Origin of the sequence: Enemella evansiae, assembly GCF_002250705.1 — a bacterium.
Lineage (GTDB): Bacteria > Actinomycetota > Actinomycetes > Propionibacteriales > Propionibacteriaceae > Enemella > Enemella evansiae.
On sequence record NZ_NMVP01000038.1, the window covers coordinates 77,265 to 99,790 of the forward strand.

19 protein-coding genes are annotated in these 22,526 nt (G+C 70.2%); 12 read left to right on the forward strand and 7 right to left on the reverse strand.

The genetic code is table 11. The annotated features are described in order from the left end of the window. Positions 1–2: 2 nt before the first annotated feature. Entirely contained in the window at positions 3–2,183 is a 2,181-nt protein-coding gene (locus tag BI335_RS20435; protein ID WP_094433276.1) for a helicase-associated domain-containing protein, read from the reverse strand. Then, positions 2,183–3,178: a hypothetical protein gene (locus BI335_RS20440; protein ID WP_094433278.1), complete on the reverse strand. Its 996-nt coding sequence runs from the start codon at positions 3,176–3,178 to the stop codon at positions 2,183–2,185. Before BI335_RS20440 ends, BI335_RS20435 begins: the two co-directional genes overlap by 1 nt. Before the next feature lie 199 nt (positions 3,179–3,377). Between BI335_RS20440 and BI335_RS20445 the strand changes: the two genes are divergently transcribed. Next, positions 3,378–4,247 carry a serine protein kinase RIO gene (locus BI335_RS20445; RefSeq protein ID WP_094403548.1) on the forward strand — a complete coding sequence of 290 codons (870 nt, stop codon included), beginning with the start codon at positions 3,378–3,380 and terminating at the stop codon, positions 4,245–4,247. Between the two features lie 21 nt (positions 4,248–4,268). Here BI335_RS20445 and BI335_RS20450 read toward each other — a convergent pair whose 3' ends face one another. Continuing rightward, positions 4,269–5,720 carry an MFS transporter gene (locus BI335_RS20450; RefSeq protein WP_094355670.1) on the reverse strand — a complete coding sequence of 484 codons (1,452 nt, stop codon included), beginning with the start codon at positions 5,718–5,720 and terminating at the stop codon, positions 4,269–4,271. Between the two features lie 156 nt (positions 5,721–5,876). Here BI335_RS20450 and BI335_RS20455 point away from each other — a divergent pair, with 156 nt between their 5' ends. The 3 genes from BI335_RS20455 (at position 5,877) to BI335_RS20465 (ending at position 8,044) form a co-directional block, all read left to right on the forward strand. Beyond that, entirely contained in the window at positions 5,877–6,758 is an 882-nt protein-coding gene (locus BI335_RS20455) for a LysR substrate-binding domain-containing protein (protein WP_094355669.1), read from the forward strand. A gap of 79 nt (positions 6,759–6,837) precedes the next feature. Then, positions 6,838–7,221 carry a cold-shock protein gene (locus tag BI335_RS20460; protein WP_094355668.1) on the forward strand — a complete coding sequence of 128 codons (384 nt, stop codon included), beginning with the start codon at positions 6,838–6,840 and terminating at the stop codon, positions 7,219–7,221. A gap of 25 nt (positions 7,222–7,246) precedes the next feature. After that, positions 7,247–8,044: a DUF3027 domain-containing protein gene (locus BI335_RS20465; RefSeq protein ID WP_229118008.1), complete on the forward strand. Its 798-nt coding sequence runs from the start codon at positions 7,247–7,249 to the stop codon at positions 8,042–8,044. Between the two features lie 123 nt (positions 8,045–8,167). Here the strand turns inward: BI335_RS20465 and BI335_RS20470 are convergent, their stop codons facing one another. After that, positions 8,168–9,025: an LGFP repeat-containing protein gene (locus BI335_RS20470; protein ID WP_094433280.1), complete on the reverse strand. Its 858-nt coding sequence runs from the start codon at positions 9,023–9,025 to the stop codon at positions 8,168–8,170. Between the two features lie 83 nt (positions 9,026–9,108). On the opposite strand from BI335_RS20470, the gene BI335_RS20475 reads away from it, so the two are divergent. Then, entirely contained in the window at positions 9,109–10,608 is a 1,500-nt protein-coding gene (locus tag BI335_RS20475; protein WP_094433282.1) for an NCS2 family permease, read from the forward strand. Between the two features lie 47 nt (positions 10,609–10,655). After that, positions 10,656–12,143, forward strand: coding sequence for an arylsulfatase (locus BI335_RS20480; RefSeq protein WP_094433284.1), 1,488 nt, complete (start codon positions 10,656–10,658; stop codon positions 12,141–12,143). A gap of 266 nt (positions 12,144–12,409) precedes the next feature. On the opposite strand, the gene BI335_RS20485 is transcribed toward BI335_RS20480, so the two are convergent. The 3 genes from BI335_RS20485 to yczE form a co-directional block, all read right to left on the reverse strand. Further along, the gene (locus BI335_RS20485) at positions 12,410–13,597 is read right to left on the reverse strand and encodes an ROK family transcriptional regulator (protein WP_172421993.1); all 1,188 of its coding nucleotides are present in this window, start codon (positions 13,595–13,597) and stop codon (positions 12,410–12,412) included. A gap of 35 nt (positions 13,598–13,632) precedes the next feature. Further along, positions 13,633–14,991, reverse strand: a complete 1,359-nt coding sequence (locus BI335_RS20490) for an MFS transporter (RefSeq protein WP_094403553.1) — start codon at positions 14,989–14,991, stop codon at positions 13,633–13,635. 90 nt (positions 14,992–15,081) lie between these two features. Further along, positions 15,082–15,732, reverse strand: coding sequence for a membrane protein YczE (gene yczE, locus BI335_RS20495; RefSeq protein WP_166646907.1), 651 nt, complete (start codon positions 15,730–15,732; stop codon positions 15,082–15,084). A gap of 61 nt (positions 15,733–15,793) precedes the next feature. Between yczE and BI335_RS20500 the strand changes: the two genes are divergently transcribed. From BI335_RS20500 to BI335_RS20525, 6 genes are all read left to right on the forward strand, one after another. After that, entirely contained in the window at positions 15,794–17,224 is a 1,431-nt protein-coding gene (locus tag BI335_RS20500) for an aminotransferase-like domain-containing protein (protein ID WP_133626639.1), read from the forward strand. Between the two features lie 112 nt (positions 17,225–17,336). Continuing rightward, a complete protein-coding gene (locus tag BI335_RS22235; RefSeq protein WP_208109406.1) occupies positions 17,337–17,951 on the forward strand; it encodes a TM2 domain-containing protein in 615 nt (204 codons plus the stop codon). Between the two features lie 162 nt (positions 17,952–18,113). Continuing rightward, positions 18,114–18,839 (forward strand): SDR family NAD(P)-dependent oxidoreductase, encoded by a 726-nt coding sequence (locus BI335_RS20510; protein ID WP_166646908.1) that lies wholly within the window; start codon positions 18,114–18,116, stop codon positions 18,837–18,839. 26 nt (positions 18,840–18,865) lie between these two features. Beyond that, positions 18,866–20,644 (forward strand): FAD-dependent monooxygenase, encoded by a 1,779-nt coding sequence (locus tag BI335_RS20515; RefSeq protein ID WP_094433290.1) that lies wholly within the window; start codon positions 18,866–18,868, stop codon positions 20,642–20,644. A gap of 1 nt (position 20,645) precedes the next feature. After that, on the forward strand, positions 20,646–21,152 hold the full coding sequence (locus BI335_RS20520; protein ID WP_094433292.1) for a DoxX family protein: 507 nt from the start codon (positions 20,646–20,648) through the stop codon (positions 21,150–21,152). Positions 21,153–21,287: 135 nt separating this feature from the next. After that, positions 21,288–22,484, forward strand: a complete 1,197-nt coding sequence (locus BI335_RS20525) for a Fic family protein (protein ID WP_094427667.1) — start codon at positions 21,288–21,290, stop codon at positions 22,482–22,484. The last annotated feature ends 42 nt before the right edge of the window (positions 22,485–22,526 follow it).

Here is a 22,526-nt window from a genome sequence, read left to right on the forward strand (position 1 = left end):
TTTCACCCGTTTTCCGGGCCCCGATTCCCACCGTCACCGGGCACCCGGGCCGCGGTCACCCGGGCCAGCGGCAGGCTCACCCCGGTCCCGGCGCGATCGGCTCCGGGACCGACCAGCCGGACCATCCCCGAACCGAGGTCCAGCGGCAGCAGGGTACGGCTGGTCCGGGTGCCGTCGGCCGCCACGTAGTCGACCTCGACCGGGGTCCGGGTGGTCAGCGCGTGCCGCAGCACCTCGAGGGTCTGCTCGGTGCGCATCCCGCGCTCCCGGGCCGCGGCGGCACCGGAGAGCAGGTGCTCGGCGAGCGCGCGGGGATCACCACCGGTGGGTGGGGCGGGCCGGCGGGAGCCGGCGGCCCGGGCCCTGGGCGGCGAGGTCAGCACCGCGCCCTGGGCATCCTCCGCGGCCGGTGCCATCCCGACCGCGCGGAGCAGCTGCACCACCTCGTCGGGATCGGCGTCGGCGACCAGTGTCTGCGGTCCGACCTGGCGTACGCCGAGGGCGGCGGCCTCCGGATGGGCCAGCACCGCACCGATCCGGACCGGGTCGTCGATCCGGACGTACGCCCGGGCGGTGCCGACCCGGACCGTGCCGTGCCGACGGGCGACGTCACCGACCAGGTACGCCAGCGGTTGCGGTACCGCGGTGCTGCCGTGCCGGGCCAGCCAGTCCAGCACCTGTTCGCTGTCCCACCCGGCGTCGAAGGCGCGGCGCAACGACTCGGCGGTGAAGCGGTAGACCCCGCCGCCACCGCGGGACTCCTGCTCGGCCAGCAGCCGCAGCTCGGCCGCCACCTGGTGCTCCAGCGGGCCGGGTGCGACGGCGGTCAGATCGGCCTGCAGCAGCAGCTCGGTGACCGGTTCGGGGAACAGGGTGAGCAGCTCGGTCGGCAGGTCGGCGCCGCCGGCGACCGGCAGCAGGCCGCTGACCTGATCCAGCGCGGTCAACCCGAGCCAGGCGGCCTCGGTGAGCACGGCGGCGGCCAGCTCCGCTGCGCCGATCACCCGGGCCAGGCCCGGCCGGTCCCAGTCCAGCAACCCGGCCAGCGCCACCGGGTCCGGGGCGCAGCCGACCGGCAACCGGGCCAGCACCGCGGCGCGGGCACCGGGCGCCCAGCGGGCCTCGGCCTCCTCGCCGAGCGCATGGCCGCCCTCGGCGCGGGCTGCCGCGTACCAGCGGGGGGTCTGCAACCAGCGGCGCAGCAGCACGGTGACCCGCTCCGCGACCGGCAGCGTCAGCCAGCGATCGAACTCGGTGGTCACCCGGGCCGCGGGTGGGGCGGTGGAGATCAGGTCGGCGGCGTACGCCACCTCGAGTGCGAAACCGGCGCGGGCCGGGTCGAGGCCGAGCTCGCGGGCGATCTGGGTGAGCTCGCGGACGCCGATCCCGCCGGCCCGCAGCAGCGCCGGGGAGCGGCGCTCCACCGCGTCCACCACCGCCTCCACGTCGTGGCAGAACTCGTAGGCCGCGCCGACGGCGGCGTGCGCGACCACCCGCGCCGGCCGGGTCCCCGCCGGCAGCGGATCCGGTGCGGTGTGGCCGGGGGTGCGTTGGAATCCGCCCCGCCAGGTCAGCGCCACCTCGCGCGGCAGCAGCACGGTGTCCGGTCCGGCCGGGCGCAGCAGCCCGCGGGCCAGCAGGTGCTCGACCGGGGTTGCGGGGTGGGTGATCGGGCGGTCGGCGTTGCGCACCGCGCCGGTCGGTGGACCCCAGGCGAGCCGGTCCAGGACGGCGGCCGCCCCCGGTGGCAGATCGGCGGTGGCGGCGGCGATCGTCGCCTCCGTCAGCGGTCGCGGGCTGGGTGCCGCGAGCCCGCCGGGGTGGGGTTCGAACGCCTGCCGGGCGGCCCGCACCAGGTGCAGTTCGGCGCCCTGACCCCAGACCAGCGCGAGCTCACGCAGCCGGTCCAGTGCGGCGACCACCGGTTCGTCGGGCGACCCCAGCAGGGCCGCGAGGTCGGCGGTGGTGGTCGGGTCCGGCAGGGCGGCGAGGGCCTCGCAGCAGTCCAGCTGGAAGCGGTTCAACCCGTCCAGGGCCCGGTGCACCGAGGAGGTCGTGGTCGCCCGGGCGACCAGTTCGGTGAGGTCGGCCGGCGGGGGCAGCCGCAGGTCGTCCCGGGCGGCGAGCAGACCGCTCAGCTGCTCGGCGTCCAACGAGCGCAGGGCGTCGCTGAAGCTGCGCATCAGCCCCAGCCGGGGTCGGGGTCGCGGTCCGGCTGCTCGGGCTGTTCGCCGCGGGACTGTGCCTTGGCGACCAGGGCGATCAGCGCGATCAGCACCGCCCAGCAGACGATCGCGCTCAGCTGGCTGAGCAGGTCATAGGCGAGCAGCAGATTGTCCAGACTGGACAGCACGCCGACGACCAGTGTGACCACCAGGGCCGCGGTACCGGCCAGGAAGAGATAGCGCACCCAGGCGCGGCGGTATCCGATCCGGCCCGAGGTGAGGAAGGCGGTCAGGAAGGCGAGCGGGGAGAGCCAGCCGAACAGGTCGACCAGCACGCACAACCCGCCGATCAGCAGCGCCACCGCGGTCGGGAAGGTGACCCCCTCCAGCACGCCGCTCACGCTCACCCGTTGTTGCCGGGGTGCCGGTTGTGGGCCGGGGCCGAACCACTGGGGGCTGCCCGGTGCGGGATAGTCGCTGAGCTGTTCGGGGCCGGGTTGACCGGCCGGCGCACCCTCGGGCGGTGGGAAGTCCAGGCCCTGGCGCTGGCCACCGGTGAGATGGAACGCCTGGTGCGGATCGTGGACCGGTGGGCCCGCCACGTCGGCGGGGTGGGGTACGCCGGGTACCACGCTCGGCGTGGCCGGCAGCGGGTGCCCCCCGGCGGGCGTACCGGCCGGGGGGCCGCTCGGCGGGGCCCATCCGGGGTCGGGCTGGCTGGAGCCGGTGAACCCGCTGTGCGCCGCTCCCCAGGCCGAGGCGCTGGAATCGGTCATCACACTCGAGGTCACCTCGAAGGCCTGCTGCGGATCGCGCTGCGGACCGACCTCGGGGCGGTGCTCGGTGAGCGGGGAGACCTGGTGCCGCTGCTCGAAGACCGGCCGCTGCGCCGGTGCCCCGGCCGACAACTCCTGCCGGGGCGGGGCGATGTCCAGTGCGGCGACCTCGGGTGCGGCAAAACCGGCCGGGCGCTCGCGCGGCGCGTACTCCGGTCCATCCTCCCAGGTCGCCATACCGGTGATTCTAGTCGGCGATCGGATCGGGACCCGCGCCCGGAAAATCGGTTGCGGGTCGGACCCGGGCGGAGCAGGCTCGGACCGCACCGTCGAGATTCGTGTCGTGGGCCTGCCCGCGGCAGCGGGGGAGGAGGAGTGATGGCTGTCATTCGGCTGACGCCTGCCCGACCTCAACTCCGACTCCAGGAGCCCCCGCATGTCAGAACCGTTTCCCGGGACCGGTCCACGGTCCGAAGCTGACCAGCCCTTCCACTACATCGACCACGGCGACGAACTGCCCGCTGGTCAACGGTGGTCGAGCTGGACCACGACCCCGCCACTGAATCACGGTCCGCAACCGCGCCCGGACTGGGTGATCACCACCGAGGCGATCGACACCGACCTCGGCGGCCTCAAGAGCGGCAAGGAGGCGGATTGCTTCGTCTTCGAACGCGCGACCGCCACCGCTGATCCGACCGCAGACCGCTCGGTGATCCTGGTCGCGAAGCGCTACCGCGGATCCGAGCATCGACTCTTCCATCGCAACAGCGCCTACACCGAGGGCCGACGCGGTCGCAACAGCCGTGATGCCCGGGCGCTCGCCAGGCGCAGCGAGTACGGCAGGAAGGTGGACGCCCACCAGTGGGCGTACGCCGAATGGGACGCCTTGAAACGGCTGTGGCAGCTGGGCGTCCCGGTGCCCTATCCGGTGCAGATCGACGGCCTGGAGATCGTGATGGAGTTCATCTGTGACGACGACGGTGAGGCGGCCGATCGGCTGGCCGGTTACCGCGGAACCGCCGACGAGCTCGCCGGTCTCTGGCAGCAGCTCACCGAGGCCATGCGGATGATGACCCGCGCGGGCCTGGTGCACGGCGACCTGTCGGCCTACAACATCCTCATCGCCCGCGGTGAGCGGCCGCGGTTGGTGCTCATCGACGTGCCCCAGCTGGTCGACCTGATCGCCAATCCGAACGGCTTCGATCTGCTGCACCGCGACTGCATCAACGTGGCCGACTGGTTCGTCCGGCGCGGCCTCACCGTGTCCGCCGAGGACCTGTTCGCCGGCCTGCTCGGTGAGCTGTGAGCACACCGACCAGGCGGGCGGTCACCAGCGGGACGCGGGGACGATCTGGACCCGGGGCACCCGCGCCCGGCGGACCCGAAGCGTCAGGTGCGCCTCATAGGCCATCCGGATCGCGAAACCCGCGGCGAGCAGGACGATCATCGAACCGTTCAGCAGCAGCGCACCACGCGGGCCCCAGGCGTCGACCAGGGCGCCGGAGAGCAGACCGCCGAGGGCCTGGCCGCCGATCAGCACCAGCACGTAGACGCTGATCACCCGGCCGCGTACCCACTCCGGCGCGGTCAGCTGGACCAGGGCGTTCGCCGACTGCAGGAACTGCAGCTGGACGATGCCGAACGCGACCAGGGTGACCGCGAAGATGCCAAGGCTCGGGGTGGCCGAGGAGAGGGCGAGCAGGCCACCGAGCCCGGCGGTCAGTGCGGTGAGCTCACGCAGCCGCAGGATCCGGCGGCGGCGGGCGGCCAGCTGGGCGCCCAGCACGGCACCGATGGCGACCATGCCGGTGCACAGGCCGTAACCGGAGACGCCGGCATCGAAGGCCCGGCTGGCCATCGAGCTGAGCAGCACCGGCATGCTGGCGCCGAACACCCCGACCAGCCCGACCAGGGCGATGGTCCAACCGATCTCGGGGGTCTTCAGCACCGTCCGGATGCCGTCGGAGAGCCGGCCCCGGCGGGCACCGTCGGCGCCGCGGGGTCTGGTCCGGTCGGGCGTGCGGATCAGCAGCAGGCTGGTCACCACGATCAGGCAGGTCACCGCGTTCACCGCGAAGCACCAGCCCAGGCCGACCCCGTGGATCAGCCCGCCGGCGATCAGCGGACCGGCGATGCCGGCGGACTGGAAGGCGGTGGCGTTCAGCCCGAGCGCGCTGCGCAGCCCGTCCCGGCCGACGAGCCGGTTGACCAGCTCCAGGCGGCCGGGCTGTTCGACGACCGCGGCCAGGCCGAGGCCGAGGGAGAGGCCGTAACTGGCCCAGACGGTGGCTCGGTCGGTGAGCACCAGGACGGCGAGCACGGCGGCCATCGCGGCCACCATGGACTGGCTGAGCAGCAGCAGTCTGCGGGGGTCGAAGCGGTCGACGAGGGCACCGCCGAAGAGGCCGAGGACCAGCACCGGCGCGAACTGGAGCGACACCGACAGGCCGACGGCCGAGACGCTTCCGGTGAGTTGCAGGACCAGCCAGTCGACGGCGATCCGCTGCACCCACATACCGAGGCTGCCGATCAGGAAGGCGGCGACATAGATGCGGAACTGGCTGTTGTTGAGGGCGACCAGGCCCTGCGGGAGCCGGTCGGCGATCCCGGGTGCGGTGGGTCCGGCGGCGGTGCTGGACTCGGGTGCCGGTCGGCCGGCTATCTCGGGTTCGGGATCCGGCGTGGGGGCGACGGCGGTGGCGGAGGAGGTGCCGGTCGGGGAGGTTGTGCTGGCGCTGGTGCTACGGACTGCAGGGGGAGCTGCAGGTTCTGCGGGCATGACGAACAATCACCGTTTCTGGTGTCGAGGGTTTGAAGGGTTGGCGGGCCGCGCTGCCGGGTACGAGACTATGCCCGCCCCAGTCATTGATCCAAACAATGGAGCGTATATATTCCATAAGCAACGCTTCTGACTCCGAACGGGGGAGATCGACCCGTGCCCGAGACCACGCCCGCCACCCACTTCGATCCGGCACTGCTGCGCGGCTTCCTGGCGGTCGCCGACACCGGCAGCTTCACCCGCGCGGCCGAGCAGCTCGGCATCTCCCAGCCTGCGGTCTCCCAGCAGGTACGCCGCCTCGAGCAGGCCGCTGGTCGGCAGCTGGTGGTCCGCGACACCCGCTCGGTCGCGCTCACCGACAACGGTGAGGCGATGCGCGGTTTCGCCCGGCAGATCCTGGCCGCCCACGATCAGGCGAGCAGCTACTTCTCCGGGTCGGCGATGCGCGGCCGGTTGCGCTTCGGCGCCGCCGATGAGTTCGCGCTCTCGGACCTGCCACGGATCCTGCGCGAGTTCCGCCAGCACCACCCCGGGATCCAGCTGGAGCTGACCGTCGCCCAGTCCGGCGTACTGCAACGCCGACTCGACTCCAACCATCTGGACCTGATCCTGATCAACCAGCGCCCCGACTCCGACACCGGGCGGATGGTGCACCGCGACCAGATGGTCTGGGTGGGGCTGCCGAACACCGTGCTGGAACCGGGGGAGACCGTGCCGCTGGTCACCTATCACGCGCCGAGCTGGTCCCGGCAGGCCGGGATCGACGCGTTGAACGCGCACCAGATCCCCTGGCGGATCGTCTGCAACACCCGGCAGGTGCTCGGCATCATGGCCGCGGTCCGGGCCGGGCTCGGGCTGTGCATGCTGGCCCGCACCCGGGTGCCCGGTGATCTGCGGGTGCTCAGCGGCCGATTCGGGCTGCCCGAGCTGCCGATGCTGGAGCAGGCGCTGCAGGCCAATCCGCGTTCCCCGCGGGAACCGGTCGAGGCGCTGACCAACTCGATAATGAACCTGCCGCTGGCGGCGATCCAGCGATAGACTTGGGTACGCCCTCGGCCCAGCTGTCGGGGGTTCGTCCTGTTCTCTGCATGCCCGATGCGATCTAGTGAGGTTTCTCGTGCCGACTGGCAAGGTCCGCTTCTTCGACGCCGACAAGGGTTTCGGCTTCCTGACCAAGGATGGCGGGGGTGACGTCTACGTGCGCTCCAACGCCCTGCCGGCCGGGGTGACCACCTTGAAGCCCGGTCAGAAGGTCGAGTTCGGGGTGGTCGAGGGCCGCAAGGGTGAGCAGGCGCTGTCGCTCACCCTGGTCGAGGCCCCCACCTCGCTGTCCCGGGCGAGCCGCAAGAAGCCGGAGCAGATGGCGCTGCTCACCGAGGACCTGATCAAGCTGCTCGACGGCATCGGCACCGGATACCGGCACGGCCGGCATCCGGACGCCAAGCACGCCGCCAAGACCGCGGCGCTGCTGCGCGCGGTGGCGGACGAGTTGGAGCTGTGAGCCCCCTGCCGCGAGAATGGTCGAGATGAGCAGCACCCAGATCCCGCCCCGCAGCCGGGCGCCCAAGCTTGACCAGGCCTGTGCCGATGCCGTCGACCTGGCCCGGGAGGCCGCCGAGGCGGCCACCACGGTCGTGATGAGCGTCGGTGAGCACACCGAGGTACGCGCCGAGGCCGACCGGGTGGCGACCCACTACTTCGCCTGCACCCATCCCGGTTATCGGGGCTGGCAGTGGGCGGTCACGGTGGCCCGGGCGTCCCGCGCCCGCAAGGTGACCGTCGACGAGGTCGTGCTGCTGCCCGGTCCGGACGCGCTGCTGTCCCCGGCCTGGGTGCCGTGGGCCGATCGGATCTCCGACGGCGATGTGGGGCCCGGCATCCTGATGCCGACCCCGGACAACGACCCGCGCCTGGAGCCCGGTTACACCGGTGGCGAGCGGGCCGCCGACACCGACCCGGCCGAGGCCAGCCAGCTGCGCGCCGTGGTGGCCGAGCTCGGCCTGGGACGCGAACGGGTGCTCTCGGCGTACGGTCGCGAGGAGGCCGCCGAGCGCTGGCTGGACGGCGACGGCGGGCCGCGCAACGAGATGACCCGGCAGGCGCCGGGCAGCTGCGTCAGCTGTGCCTACTTCGTCCGCCTGCAGGGCGGCCTGGGGACCGTGTTCGGGGTGTGCGCGAACCAGTACGCCCCTTCCGACGCCCATGTGGTGAGCATCGACCACGGCTGCGGCGCGCACTCCGACGTCGTCGCTCCCGAGCGCGAGGGCGAACTGCCCAACCCGGTCTGGGACACCATCTCCCTGGACGACTCGCTCTTCGACTGAGCCCCGGGCGCTCGCGAACTCGCCCCGATCGCGATCCATCGAATCTTGCGTGCATCCCGCTGTCCCTGCAGGGGTAGCGGGATGCACTGAGGATTCGATGGATGGTCGTTGCGGGCGTACGCCTCAGCGGCGGTTCTGCTGCAACTGGCCGGTGCGGAAGTTGTAGCTCAGCCAGCCGCCCTGGAACTGCTGGGTGACCACATCACCGGAGCGCACCTCGGGGCCGGTGGGGTAGCGCAACCAGCCGTTCTCCCAGCCGCTGTCCCGCCACACCTGGAAGAACAGGCCGCCGACATCCCAGGCATCGGTGCCGGGGGTCCAGTAGATGGAGCCGTTCTGGAAGTGGGTGCCGCACCCGCCGTCGCGCAGGCCGCAGAACTCGTCGCTGATGGGATAGCCGAGTCGGCCGTTCTCCCAACCGGTGGCATTCCAGCGGTCCTTGATCCGGCCGCGGACCCAGTGGGTGCCGGTGTTCGGCGACCAGTAGACCGAGCCGCCGGTGGTGTGCACACCGCAACCGCCCTGGGCGAGACCGCAGAAGCTGTCGGTGACCGCGTGGCCGACCGGCATGGTGTTGTTCTGGAACCAGCCGAGATAGCGCTGGGCGAGCGGGTAGCGGATCGCGTGCCCCCAGCCGGTCGTATCCGCTGATGGCACCGAACTGCTGCTGACGACCACGATGCCGTTCTCGTGCCGACCCCAGCAGTAGGAGCCGCAGAGGGTGCCCCAACCGCCCGGGTCCTCATAGAGCTTGCCCTCCAGATATGCACCCAGCCACGGGTTGCGGTTCCGGGCTTCCGCGTAGTTCTGGGCGAGTGCCTTGTCGTAGTAGCGCGGATCGGTCCGCGGTTCCGCGGTCCGGGGGGCAACGGTTGCCGCGCCCTTGGGTGTCGGCGTCGGGGCGGCGTGCGCCGGCGCCTGGCTGGTGATCAGGATGGTGAGTGCGGCGATGACCGCCGCTGCCAGTCGATGGGGTGACATTGGAATCCTCCGATGAGAGAGATCTCTGGCTTCTGCGGTGAACGAGTCCGGTTGGCGCCGCAGAGTTCCAATAGCCTGACGCCATGTCCAGCAGCGCGACTCAATCGGCCATCCCCACCTCCCGCCTCGACCGCTGGTTCGAGATCTCCGCCCGTGGCTCCACGATCGGTCGCGAGGTCCGCGGCGGGCTGGTCACCTTCTTCACGATGGCGTACATCATCGCCCTCAATCCGCTGATCATCGGGACCGCGGCCGATGTCAACGGCAATCTGATCACCGGTCTGCCGAAGACCGCGGAGAACATCGGCGGTTCGATCGCCGCGGTGGCCGCCGCGACCGCGCTGATCGCCGGCATCATGACGATCGCGATGGGTGTCGTCGGCCGGTTCCCGCTCGGTCTGGCGACCGGCCTCGGCCTGAATGCCCTGCTGGCGTTCGGAATCGTGCGGACGATGACCTGGCCGCAGGCGATGGGGCTGGTCGTCTGGGAGGGCATTCTCATCGCGATTCTGGTGCTGACCGGTTTCCGGCAGGCGGTCTTCCGCGCGGTGCCGCGGCCGTTGCGGATCGGCATCGCCGTCGGGCTCGGCCTGTTCATCGCCTTCGTCGGGTTGTTCGACGCCGGCATCGTCCGCAAACCGCAGGGTACGCCGCCGGTCGAGTTCGGCATCAATGGATCGCTGCTCGGCTGGCCGATGCTGGTCTTCGTGATCGGGCTGGTACTGGTCGCGGTGCTGTATGCCAGGAAGGTCCGCGGTGCGCTGCTGATCTCGATCCTGGTCAGCACGGTGCTGGCGATCATCCTGGAGGCGGTCGTCGGCATCGGCTCGATGACCGATGCCTCGGGCAAGGTGGTGAATCCGACCGGTTGGATGCTCAACGTGCCCGCGATCACCGACCTGTTCACCCTGCCGGATCTGTCGCTGCTGGGTCGGGTGGACCTGTTCGGGATGTTCACCGCGGCCAACGGTTTCGGCGGCGTACTGCTGGTGCTGCTGACCATCTTCTCGCTGCTGCTCGCCGACTTCTTCGACACCATGGGCACCGTCGTCGCGGTTGGTGCCGAGGGGGGCCTGCTGGACGCCGAGGGCAACCCGCCGCACATCACCGGGATCCTGCTGGTCGACTCGCTCGGTGCGGTCGCCGGTGGTCTGGGCTCGGTCTCCTCGAACACCACCTACATCGAATCCGCCGCCGGTGTCGGTGAGGGCTCGCGGACCGGGCTCGCGTCCGTGGTCACCGGGATCGCCTTCCTGGCTTCGGTTTTCCTGGCGCCGATCGTCGATGTGGTGCCCTCCGAGGCGGCGACGCCGGTGCTGGTGTTCGTCGGCTTCCTGATGATGGCCCAGGTCGGCGGGGTCGAGTGGGACGACGTCGAACAAGGGTTGCCGGCCTTCCTCACCCTGGCGCTGATGCCGTTCACCTATTCGATCAGCATCGGCATCGGTGCGGGCTTCATCACCTTCGTGCTGCTCAAGGTGGCCCGCGGCAAGGCCCGCCAGGTGCACCCGCTGATGTATCTGGTCGCGGCCCTGTTCGTCATCTATTTCGCCCAGGGGCTGATCGGCAAACTGGTCGGCTGAGGCCCTACTATTAGTTGAGACTGTCAAGTTAACCCGTGGGAGCGCCGATGCACCGCAACGTGATCCTGATCTGCACCGACCAGTGGCGCGGTGATGCGCTGTCGATCGAGGGGCACCCGCGGGTGAAGACCCCCTATCTCGACGAACTCGCCGACCGCGGTGCGCGCGCCGAGCGGGCGTACTCGGCATCACCCACCTGCATCCCGGCCCGGATGAGCCTGCTCACCGGGTTGGCGGCCGAGAATCACGGACGGGTCGGTTACCAGGACGGCATCGCCTTCGACATCGCGACCACGATGGCGGGTGCGTTCTCGCAGGCGGGCTACCACACCCAGGCGATCGGCAAGATGCATCTGTGGCCGGAACGGGTGCGGGCCGGTTTCGACGACGTGCTGCTGCACGACGGTTATCTGCACCACTCGCGGCGCCGGGAGCGCGATCCGCGGACCTATGACGACTATCTGACCTGGCTGCGCCGCGAGGCCGGCGAGGATGCGGTCAGCGACTACCTGGACGACGGTCTGCACTGCAACTCGATGGTGGCCCGGCCCTGGCAGCGGGCCGAGCGGCTGCATCCGACCAACTGGATCGTCAGCAGCGCCATCGACTGGCTCTATCGCCGCGACCCCACGGTGCCGTTCTTCCTCTATCTGTCCTTCCACCGCCCGCACCCGCCCTACGACCCGCCGCAGTGGGCCTTCGACATGTACCTGAACCGGCCCCCGCACCAGCCGCCGGTGGGGGACTGGGTGGAGGTGTTCGAACCCTGGCGCAACGACCATCGGGCCGACTCGCACGTGGCCGACTATCCGATGGAGGACCAGCACCGCGCCCAGGCCGGTTACTACGGCAACATGTCCCACATCGACGCCCAGATCGAGCGTTTCCTGCAGGTATTGGGAGAATTCGGTCTGGCCCAGGACTCGTTCGTCGCCTTCACCTCCGACCACGGCGAGATGATGGGCGATCACCACCTGTGGCGGAAGGGCTATCCCTATGAGGGGTCGGCCCGGATTCCCTTCCTGCTCAGCGGTCCCGGCATTCCCGAGCAGAGCGTGATCCGCGAGGTGATCGAGCTGCGCGATGTGATGCCGACGCTGCTGGACTGCGCCGAGGTCGAGATCCCCGAGGGATTGGACGGTGCCTCGGTGCTGCCGCTGATCGCCGCGGCGACCGACGCGGACTGGCGGGACCACCTGCACGGTGAGCACGCGATGATGGGTGGCAGCTTCCAGTGGATCCGCAGTGGTGACTGGAAATACATCTGGATCTCGATGACCGGTGACGAGCAACTTTTCAATCTGGCTGAGGATCCCGACGAGGTGCACGACCTGTCGGGAGAGGAGGCGTACGCCGACCGGCTCGCCGCGCTGCGGGAGATCCTGGTACGCCGCCTCGCTGGCCGGGAGGAGGGTTTCGTCCGCGACGGCCGGCTGGTCGCCGGTGTCGAGGCCCCGACCGCCCGTCCGTACGCCGGTCAGCAACCGGTCCGGGTCGAGCACCCGACCCCGCAGTCCGGCATCCCCGCCCCCTGACCGGCTCCCGTTCCTCGAGTAGGTCGCGCAGCGACCGTGTCGAGAGGAATCGGCTCCAGACCCAAGCGCCCGGTGATCTCTTGGGGCCGAGTGGCCGGTCCGGGCGCCCAGCACCGGCCATTGTTGCGGATGCGTTCGGGGGGTGGGGTTCATCTCGACACGCACCGACGGCTCCGCTCCGCTGCGCCGGCGGTGCTACTCGATGAACGTCCCTGAAACAGGTTGCGCTGTGCCGGCGGTGCTGCTCGATGAACGTGGGCGGTCCGTCAGCTGCGTACCCGGGCCAGGTTGCCCAGCGGGTCGGCGAGCAGGTCGTCGATGACGCAGGCGGCGGCGGCCCGGCCGACCGAGGCGGGACCGAAGGCGCCGGAGATGACCGTGGGCAGCGTGTCCGGATCGCCGAACCCGCCGGCGAGCCCGGCGGCGACATCGGCCAGCTGATCCTCGATGGCCACCACACCGGAGGAGGCGACGACCATCGGGGAACCGGTCACCGCCGCGAGCGGGGCGACCAGCTCACCGACCCGGCGGGCGCGGTCGGCCAGCAGGCCACGCGCCTCGCCGTCCGCCTCCTCGGCGCGGGCGAGCTGCACCAGATCATCGAAAGTTCCTGTGCTGGCCAGGATTCCGCGGTCCTGGGCGCTCGCGACCACGCACCCATCGGTGAGCGTGCTGCCGGCCGTCGCGCCGGGCCGGTCGGGCACCGGCCAGTCCCACAGGTCGGAGCCGAAACCGTCGGGGCGGGCCAGGATGGCGCCGTGGGCGACCACCGACGCCTCGACGATGTTGCCGACGAAGACGTGCAGGAAACTGTCCACGCTGCCGGTCAGCCCGAACATCAGATCCGCCAGGGCGTGCGCCTGGCTGGCGGCCTCGACGACCACCGGGATGCCCTGCGGCACAAGCAGTTCCTGGAACTCGGCGCGCAACGGCACATCGTGCCAGTCCAGCAACCGGTGCTCGCGTACCACGCCACTGCGCGAATCCACCCAGCCACCGGTGATCACCCCGACCCCGCGCAGCGGGGCCAGCCCGGTCGCCAACCGGCCGACCTCACCGACCCCCGCCTCGACGGCACGCCGCGGCGTACCGTCGAAACCCACCCGGCCGGTGGTCAGCGTGTCCCCGCCGAGGGTGCACAGCGCGACCGAGACGTGTTCGGCGCCGAGGTGCACTCCGGCGACGCAACCCTGCTCGGGATCGATGGTGATCGGCACCTGCCGCCGACCGCGTCGGCCGTCGGTGACCACCGCCTCGGTCTCGGTGAGCAGTCCGGCCTCGGTCAGCGGGGCGACGACTCGCGTCATCCCGGACTGGGAGAGCCCCAGGGCCCGCGCCAGATCCCGCCGCGACATCGGACCATGGGCGATCAGCCGACGCAGCACCGACTCGACGTTCGTCTCCCGGGCCTGACCGGGGCGTACGCCGTGACGATGCCGAACCGCGGTCATCATCCTCCTCATCTGGGGGGATGAATCAGTGTACGGATTCACCGGGTGATGGCGGTCTCTTCGTCGGTCGCCTCTTCCAAGGACTTGCCAGTGGTCGACAACCAGGGATTGGCGATGCAGATGACCATGCAGATCAGGTACGCCACCGAGTAGAGGGCGACGGTCCAGAAGCCGATCCCGGTGAGCAGCATCGGCACCAGGAAGACGTTCAGGGCGATCATCAATCGGGTGACACTCTGCGCGATGCCGCTGCCGAAACCACGCAGCTGGGTCGGCATCGCCTCGGAGGACCAGACCCAGGAGAGCACCCCGGGGCCGAACCAGGTGGTGAAGGAGAAGAGCACGTAGCAGATCACCAGGATCGCCGCCGAGGTGCCGCCGAAGGCGCCGATCAGCAGCCCCAGCAGGAAAAGGGTGCCGGTGGTGATGATGCCCAACCGGCGCCGGTCGACCTTGTCGATCAGCTGCGCACCGATGAGCACCGCGACCAGCCCGAGCACGAAACCGATCAGCGACCACTGCAGTGCCCATTCCTTCGGGAAACCGGTGGCCTGCAGCACCATCGGGCCGGACACCGTCGCGATGGCGCCCGCGAATGCCTGCAGGGCGAAGAATGCGGTGACCGCGATCAGCCGGCGCAGCACCGGTCCGCGCAGCTTCACCGGCTCCCGGCGCTGCTCACGTTCACGCTGCACCGCACGGCGGGCCGGTTCGGGATCCAGTTCCAGCATCGCGAAGACCTTCTCGGCCTCGGCCTCGCGGCCGTGCTCCATCAACCAGCGTGGCGATTCCGGCAGATAGCGACGGGCCAGCAGGACACCGAATGCGGGGATCGCCGCGACGCCGAACAACCACCGCCAGGTGGAATCCCCGGCCAGCGGGGCGATCGCGATGGCCAGGATCACCGAGATGATCGCACCCGAGAGCCACATGATGTTGGGCAGCGACCCGGCCGTCCGGCCGCGGCGGGCGTCGGGGGAGATCTCGGCGAGGAAGGCCTGGGACACCGGGATGTCCATGCCGACGGCGACACCGAGCACGAAGCGGGCCAGATAGAGCTGCCAGACCTCGGTGACGAAGGCCGAGGCGATCGAGGCGACCACGAAGAAGACCAGGTTGATCATGAAGACCGGCCGTCGCCCGAACCTGTCGGTGACCTTGCCGAAGATCAGCAACCCGACCGCGGTGCCCACGAAGGCGATCGCGGTCAGCGCGCCCTTGTGGGCGTTGTCGAGTTGGAAATAGCTCTGCAGGAAGAGGATCGCCGCCCCCATCACCAAGAGGTCGTAGCCGTCGATCAGCTCGCCGAAGGCGACGAGCCGCGGCGTCCACTTCTTGACCATCCGGACCCGCTGCGGGGTGTAGGAGTCGTAGTCGGGAGCGCGCAACAAGGACATCAGGGTCCCTTCCGATGAAGTTCCGCTCAAATACTTGAGAGCTTCATTTAAATACCTCGAGGAGGGGAGCGCAAGAGGCCCGATGGGTTTTCAGGAACGCGGGTCGCGCAGCCGGACGACCGTCAGCGGCAGGAAGAGCTGGATCAGCGGGCCGATCGCCAGGGCGTACAGCACCGTCCCGATGCCGACCTGGCCACCGAGGAGCCAGCCGAGGGCGAGCACCACGACCTCGATCCCGGTGCGCACCAGGCGCAGGCTGCGGCCGGTCACCCGATGCAGTCCGGTCATCAGGCCGTCGCGCGGCCCGGGGCCGAGCTGGGCGCCGACGTAGATCGCCCCGGCCAACCCGTTCAGCACCACCCCGGCGACCAGCAGGCCGGCCCGGGGGGCCAGCCCGTCCGGCTGGGGCAGCAGCCACAGCCCCAGATCGGCAGCGACCCCGACGATCAGCGCGTTCAGCACCGTGCCGAGGCCGGGCGCCTGGCGCAACGGGATCCACAGCAGCAGCACCACGAAGGAGATCGCGATCGTGATCATGCCGAAACTGAGCGGCAGGTGCCGGCTGATGCCCTGGGTGAGCACGTCCCACGGTGCCAGCCCGAGCGCGCCGCGGACCTGCATCGCCATCGAGAAGCCATAGAGCAGCAGTCCACCGATCAGCTGCGGCAACCGGCGGCCCATCCGCCCGGCGCGCAATTGCTCGACGGGATTCAGGGGCAGCAGCAGGCTGGGCTTGGTCACCAGAGCAAACTACTCCGGCATTGGACTGGTCGAACAGGTCCAATTCTGGAACGGTGGACGGGTGGACGAACGATGGCTCCCGGGGCCCGAGCTGGCGGCCCTGCTCGGCGAGGCCCCGCTGCGCCCGCCGCGGTACGCCGATCTGGCCGATCGGATCACCCGGTTGATCATCGATGGCCGGGTACCGGCGGGCGCGCGGCTGACCAGCGAACGCGAACTGGCGGGCGAGCTCGGCGTCAGCCGGACCACCGTCACCGAGGCCTACCGCAAGCTGGTCGGCACCGGGGTGGTGCGCCCGCGGCGCGGGTCGGGCCACTGGGTGCGCGGGCGCCCGCGGCCGGCCACCAGCGACCTGCTGCCGGTCGCCGGACCCGATGAGCAGGGCCGGATCGGGCTCACGGTCGCCGCCAATCCCGCACCCGCCGCCCTCGGTCCGGCGGTGCAGCGGGCCGCCGAGCGACTGCCCCGGTTGGCCGCCGGGATCGGCTACTTCCCCGACGGGCTGCCGGAACTGCGGGCGGCGATCGCGGACCGGTACGCCACCCGCGGGCTCGCGACCCGGCCCGAGCAGATCCTGATCACCCCCGGCAGCCTGGCCGGGCTGCACGTGGTCGCCCGCACGCTGCGCCGGGGCCGCCGGCCGTTCGCGGTCGAGGCGATCAGCCACTCCGCGAGCCTGCGGATGCTGGACCAGCTCGCCTCCCTGGCCCCGTTCGACATGGCCCCCGAGGGGTGGGGTGTCGAATCGCTGCGTCAGGTGCTGGGCCGCCGGCGCCCGGTGGCGATCTCGCTGGTACCGGAGTTCCACAACCCCACCGGCCGGCTGATGCCGGAGCAGACGCGGGTGGCGATCGCCCGGGTCGCCGCGGAGGCGGGCGTACGCCTGATCGCCGACGAGACCCTGGTCGACCTCGGCTTCACCGGGCAGGCGGAGCGACCGCTGGCGGCGTACGCCCCGGACGCGGTGCTGGTCGGTTCCGCCTCCAAGTCCTTCTGGGGCGGGCTGCGGCTCGGTTGGATCCGCAGCCCCGACGATCTGATCGACCCGCTGCTGCGGGTGCGGACCCTCGACGATCACGGTGCGGCCGCGCTGGAACAACTGATCCTGCTGGAACTGCTCGCCGTCGAGGACGAGGTGACAGCGGAGCACCGGCCGCGCAATCTGGCCCGAGCCGAGCACCTGATGGGCCTGCTCGCCGCCCGGTTGCCCGAATGGCACTGGGTGGCCCCCGAGGGCGGTCACACGCTGTGGCTGGAACTGCCGGCGCCACGATCCACCGCGCTCGTCGCGGCGGCCCGCCGGCAGGGGGTGCTGCTGGCGGCCGGTCCGCAGTTCCATGCCACCGGAGCGGGGGAGCGCTGGCTGCGGGTGCCGTGGACCGCGGAGCCGCACGTCCTGGACACCGCGATCGAGCGGCTGGCCCGGGCCTGGTCCGAGGTCGCCGATACCCCCGGCACCCCGGCCGCGGCTGCCGAACCGCTCTCCTGGTGAACCCGGCGGAAGTCGCCGCCTCCGGCTCCGGGGCCTGTCGCCGACCCGCACGGAGATCTAGGCTGAAACCAGCCGCTCCGGCACCCCGCGGGAGCGGTTCTTGGGGGAAGCAATGTCAGATCAGTGGCAGCCACAGCAGCAGTGGAATCCGTACGACTCCGGGCAGGGCCCCGGTCGACAGGACTCGGGACGGGGTGCGGGTGGCAATCTCCCCGCCGTCCCGGATTCCTTTCCCACACAGGGAAACCAGCCCGCCGTCGGTGGCCCGTACCAGCAGGGATATCCGGGCCAGCAGCCCTATCCGGGCCAGCAGTCCTATCCCGGCGGGCAGTCCTATCCGGGTCAGGGCCGACCCGGCCAGCCGCAGGGTCGTCCGGGACAGCAGGGTCAGCCCTACCCCGGATACACCCAGCAGCAACCGCCGCCCTACTACCAGCAACCGCCCCAGCAGATGATGGCCTCGACCGTGGTGGTGCAGAACAACGGCGCCCCGCCGAAGTCGGTCGGGGTGGCGATCCTGCTGGCGTTCTTCTTCGGGCCGATCGGGATGCTCTATCCGACGGTGCTCGGGGCGGTCGTGATGTTCGTGATCAACCTGATCCTGCTCTTCCTGACCGCCGGGCTCGGGCTGTTCCTCTCCATTCCCGCGGGTGTCGTCTGGGCGGCCGTCGCTGCACAGCAGCACAACCGCTCGAGCACCGTGGTCGCCACCACGAACCTGCGCTGACCGGCCGGACCGACGGCTCCGCTGTCCGCCGTCAGTGAAATATTCGAATATCCGTTGACATTTCAAATATCTGGGCGCACGATGGTCTTGTCGGCGACCGGAGTGCCGCTGACCCACCGGGCCGTTCCGGCCGGTGCGAGGATCAGCAAAGGAGCTATTCCGATGGCCGACAATCCCTATCAGGGCAAGCATTTCGTGGTGATCGGCGGAACACAGGGGTTGGGCCTGGCCATCGCCGAGGCGGCCACCCGGCGCGGCGCCACGGTCACCGTCTCCGGCCGCAATGAGGAACGGAACGCGGCCGCCGCCGAGCGGCTGGGGGAGGGTGCCTCGGGTCTGCACTGCGACCTCAACGACTTCGGCAGCCTCGACCGGCTCTTCGCCCAGATCGACCGGGTGGATCACCTGATCCTGGCCGCCCTGGACCGCGACCACAACAAGTTGTCCGACTTCCGCCGCCAGGATGCGGCCCGCACCCTGATGATGAAGAACCTCGGTTACGCCGTCGCGGTCGAGGCCGCCCAGCCGAAGTTCACCGACGACGCCTCGGTGGTGCTCTTCTCCGGCCTGTCGATGTGGGTGCCGATGCCCGGCTCGACGACCATCTCGATGGCGAACGCGGGGGTGATCGGGTTGATGAACACCCTGGCCACCCAGATCGCCCCGGTGCGGGTGAACGCGATCACCCCCGGGGTCGTCGTCGGCACCGACGCGGTCGACAACGCCGCCGATGACCGCAGCGACCGCTACGAGGCGCTGCGGCAGCGTACCCCCGGGAAACGACTGCCGACCCCCGAGGACATCGTCCAGGCGACCTTCGCCCTCACCGACAACCGCGGCATCAACGCCGCGAACCTCGTTGTCGACTCCGCCATGCGACTGGCCTGAAACCCAGCTCGGAAAGGAAAAGCGAGATGAGCGAGAACGACTACACCGAAACCGATGTGCTGGTCGTCGGAGCCGGCCCGGCCGGCCTGACCGCGGCCGCACTGCTCGCCCGGGCGGGTGTGGACCACCTGGCGATCACCAAGTACCCCTCGACCGCGCACACCCCGCGGGCACACATCACCAACCAGCGCGCGATGGAGGTCTTCCGGGACCTGGGCATCGAGGCCGACGTGCTCGCCGGCGGGTACGCCAACGAGCTGATGGGTGACAACGTCTGGGCCACCTCCTTCGCCGGCAAGGAACTGGCCCGCCGCAAGGCCTGGGGGACCGGGGCCGCCCAGCGCACCGAGTACCAGGCGGCCAGCCCCACCCCGATGTGCAACATCGGCCAGCACAAGCTCGAACCGATCCTGCGCGCCGGCGCCGAACGCTACGGTGCCAACCTGCGTTTCGGGACCGAGCTGGTCTCCCTCGACCAGGACGAGCAGGGCGTGACCGCCCAGGTCCGTGAGGTCGCCACCGACACCATCAGCACGATCCGGGCGAAGTACGTGATCGGCGCCGACGGCGGGCGCAGCCTGGTCGCCAGCGAGGCCGGGATCGAGATGGAGGGGGAGACCGGGCTCGGGCACGCGGTGAACGTCTGGTTCGAGGCCGACCTCGAGAAATACCGCGCGCACCGGCCGGGCACCTTGTTCTTCACCCTGCAGCCGGGCCGCGACTTCTGGCTCGGCTCCGGCACCTTCATCACCGTCGCGCCGTGGAACGAGTGGGTGCTGATCGTGATGTACGACCCGAAGACCGAGCAGATCGACCTCAGCCCCGAGGCGATGCTGACCCGGGTGCACGCGGCGATCGGCGACGACCAGATCGACGTGCGGATCAAGGACATCAGCCAGTGGCAGATCAACCACGTGCTCGCATCCAAGTACCGGGCCGGTCGGGTGTTCCTGGTCGGCGACGCCGCGCACCGGCACCCACCGGCCAACGGGCTCGGCTCGAACACCTCGGTCCAGGACCCGTTCAACCTGGTCTGGAAACTCGCGCTGGTGCTGCAGGACAAGGCCGGGGATTCCTTGCTGGACAGCTATGCCGACGAACGCCGACCGGTCGGACGGCAGGTCATCGACCGGGCCATGGACAGCGTCGGCCAGCTCGGTCAGCTGCCCAGTGCCTTCGGCATCGTGGCCGGCCAGGACGATGCCACCGGCCAGGCCGCCCTGGATGACTATTTCGCCCCCACCCCGACAGGTGCGGAGAAGCGGCGGCTGGTCAACGAGGTCCTCGACGAGGCCGACATCCAGTTCAACGCCCACGGGGTGGAGATGAACCAGCGCTACACCTCCAGCGCGGTGATCCCCGACGGGGCCCGGCAGGGCTTCACCCGGGACGCGGAGATGCACTACCAGCCGACCACCCTGCCCGGGGCGGTGCTGCCGCACGCCTGGCTGGACCACGACGGCGAGCAGGTCTCCACGCTCGACCTGGTCGGGCGCGGCGAGTTCACCCTGGTCGCCGGCATCGACGCCGACGAATGGGTCGCCGCGGCCGAAGCGGTCGCCGCCGAGGTGGGGATTCCGTTGCGGGTACGCCGGATCGGGATCGGGCAGGAATACCAGGACGTGCTCGGTGATTGGCAGCGGATCCGCGAGATCGACGACTCCGGTGCCCTGCTGGTCCGCCCGGACCGGCACATCGCCTGGCGGGCGGCCACCCGGCCCCAGGATCCGGTGCGTGAGCTGCGCACCGCACTCACGGCGGTCCTCGGCGTGAGTGATCGCGACCAGGCACTGGAAGGGGTCTGAGATGGAGATCGGACTGTTGCTGCTGCGTTGCTTCCTGGGCCTCCTGCTGATCGGCCATGGCAGCCAGAAACTCTTCGGCGTGCTCTCCGGCCACGGGGTCGCCGGGACCGCGCCGATCTTCGAGGCCTGGGGCCTCAAGCCCGGTCCGCTGATGGTTCGGCTGGCCGCGGTCAGCGAACTGGTCGGCGGGGTCCTGCTGATCCTCGGACTGTTCAGCCCGCTGGCCGCAGCGATGGCGATCGGCACGATGGCGGTGGCGGCCTTCGTCACCAGCGCCAAGGGATTCTGGGCGGTCACCGGCGGCGCTGAACTGGCGATCGCCTACGGAGTGCTCGGCGTGGTGCTGGCCTTCACCGGACCGGGGGCCTGGTCCGCCGACGCGGCACTCGGCTGGGCCTATCTCGGCCCGGCCGGCAACAGCATCGTGGCGCTGCTGCTCGGCCTGGTACCGGCGATCGCGCTGATGGCGTACGCCCGCAGCCGCCGCGCCACCACCGCCGCAGCGTGACCGGATCGCGGTGCATGTCACACAACCCGCTGTTGTGTGACATGGCTGCGGGTGGCATTGCAGTTTAGTGAAATCTCCGGCGGACCGATGTCATGGAAGTACCCGATGTCAGACAAGTTCCCCTAAGCTGACATCGTGGAACTCCAGCGGTTCGGGCCGCGAACGAGTGGTGTGCTGGTGCCCATCAGCGGCACGGATCAGTCCTATGGCGAATGGACACATCGGGCATTCGTTCCTGACCCGCTGCCCGACACCACGCCGAACCTCGGGGTGGCGGCGTTCATGCGAATCGCCGACGCGCGCGCGGCCCTGGCGGCCCTGGACAGCACGGCTCGCCAGCTGGACAACCCGCAACTGCTTCGGCAGCCGACCCTGCGACGCGAGGCGCAGAGCACCTCGGCTCTGGAGGGCACCTATGCGCCTCTGGGAGACGTGCTCACCGCAGACGAACACGATGTGCAGGATCTGAATCTGCGTGAGGTCCTGAACTACGTGCGAATGGCGGATGCCGCGTACGCGGGGCTCTCCGAGGAACGGCCGCTGTCGGTCACCCGGTTGTGTGAACTGCAGAAAGTGCTCGTCGGAGGCACCAGGCACGAGGACTCCCAGAGCGGGCAGATCAGGTCGGTGCAGGTGGTGGTGGGGCAACGCCAGGACGTCGACCGTGATCTGGCCCCGATCTTTCGCTCACGTTTCGTGCCACCCCCGCCCGGGAACGATCTCCGGTTCCAGCTCGCTTCCTTGATGGAGTGGAAGGCGGCAGATCACTCGCGCCATATCGACCCGGTTGCGAAGTCGGGGATGGCCCACTACCAGTTCGAGACCCTGCACCCGTTCCACGACGGGAATGGTCGCCTGGGCCGATTTCTGATGACGGTCGATCTGCTGACGACAGGTGTCCTGAGCGAACCGACCTTGACGGTCTCACCCTGGTTCGAAGCGAGAAGGACCGAGTATTACGATCGCCTGCTCGCGGTCAGTACGGACTCGGACTGGGATGGCTGGTTGGCGTTCTACGCCGAAGGGTTGGCCGCCTCGGCGGAAGCGACAAGAACGCAGATGCTCGCCCTGCTCGAGGTGCGCGCAGAGATGACTGATGCGGTCCGGGATTCGAAGCTCCGGGCCGGTACCGCATTCGAACTCGTCGAGTATGCGGTGGCCCATCCTTCGTTCACTGTGCGGCAGGTCCAGCGCAACCTCGGATTGTCTTACGGGCGCGCGAACGGGCTGGTGGACCAACTGGTCGGTCTGGGGTTGCTGCGCGAGTTGCCGGCACGCGGGTCCGGTCGCCGCTTCTATGCCCCGCGCGTCCTGGAGGTGCTGACCTCCTGATGCCACTGCCGCCGCGAGACGTGCGACGTGGATCACTGCGGA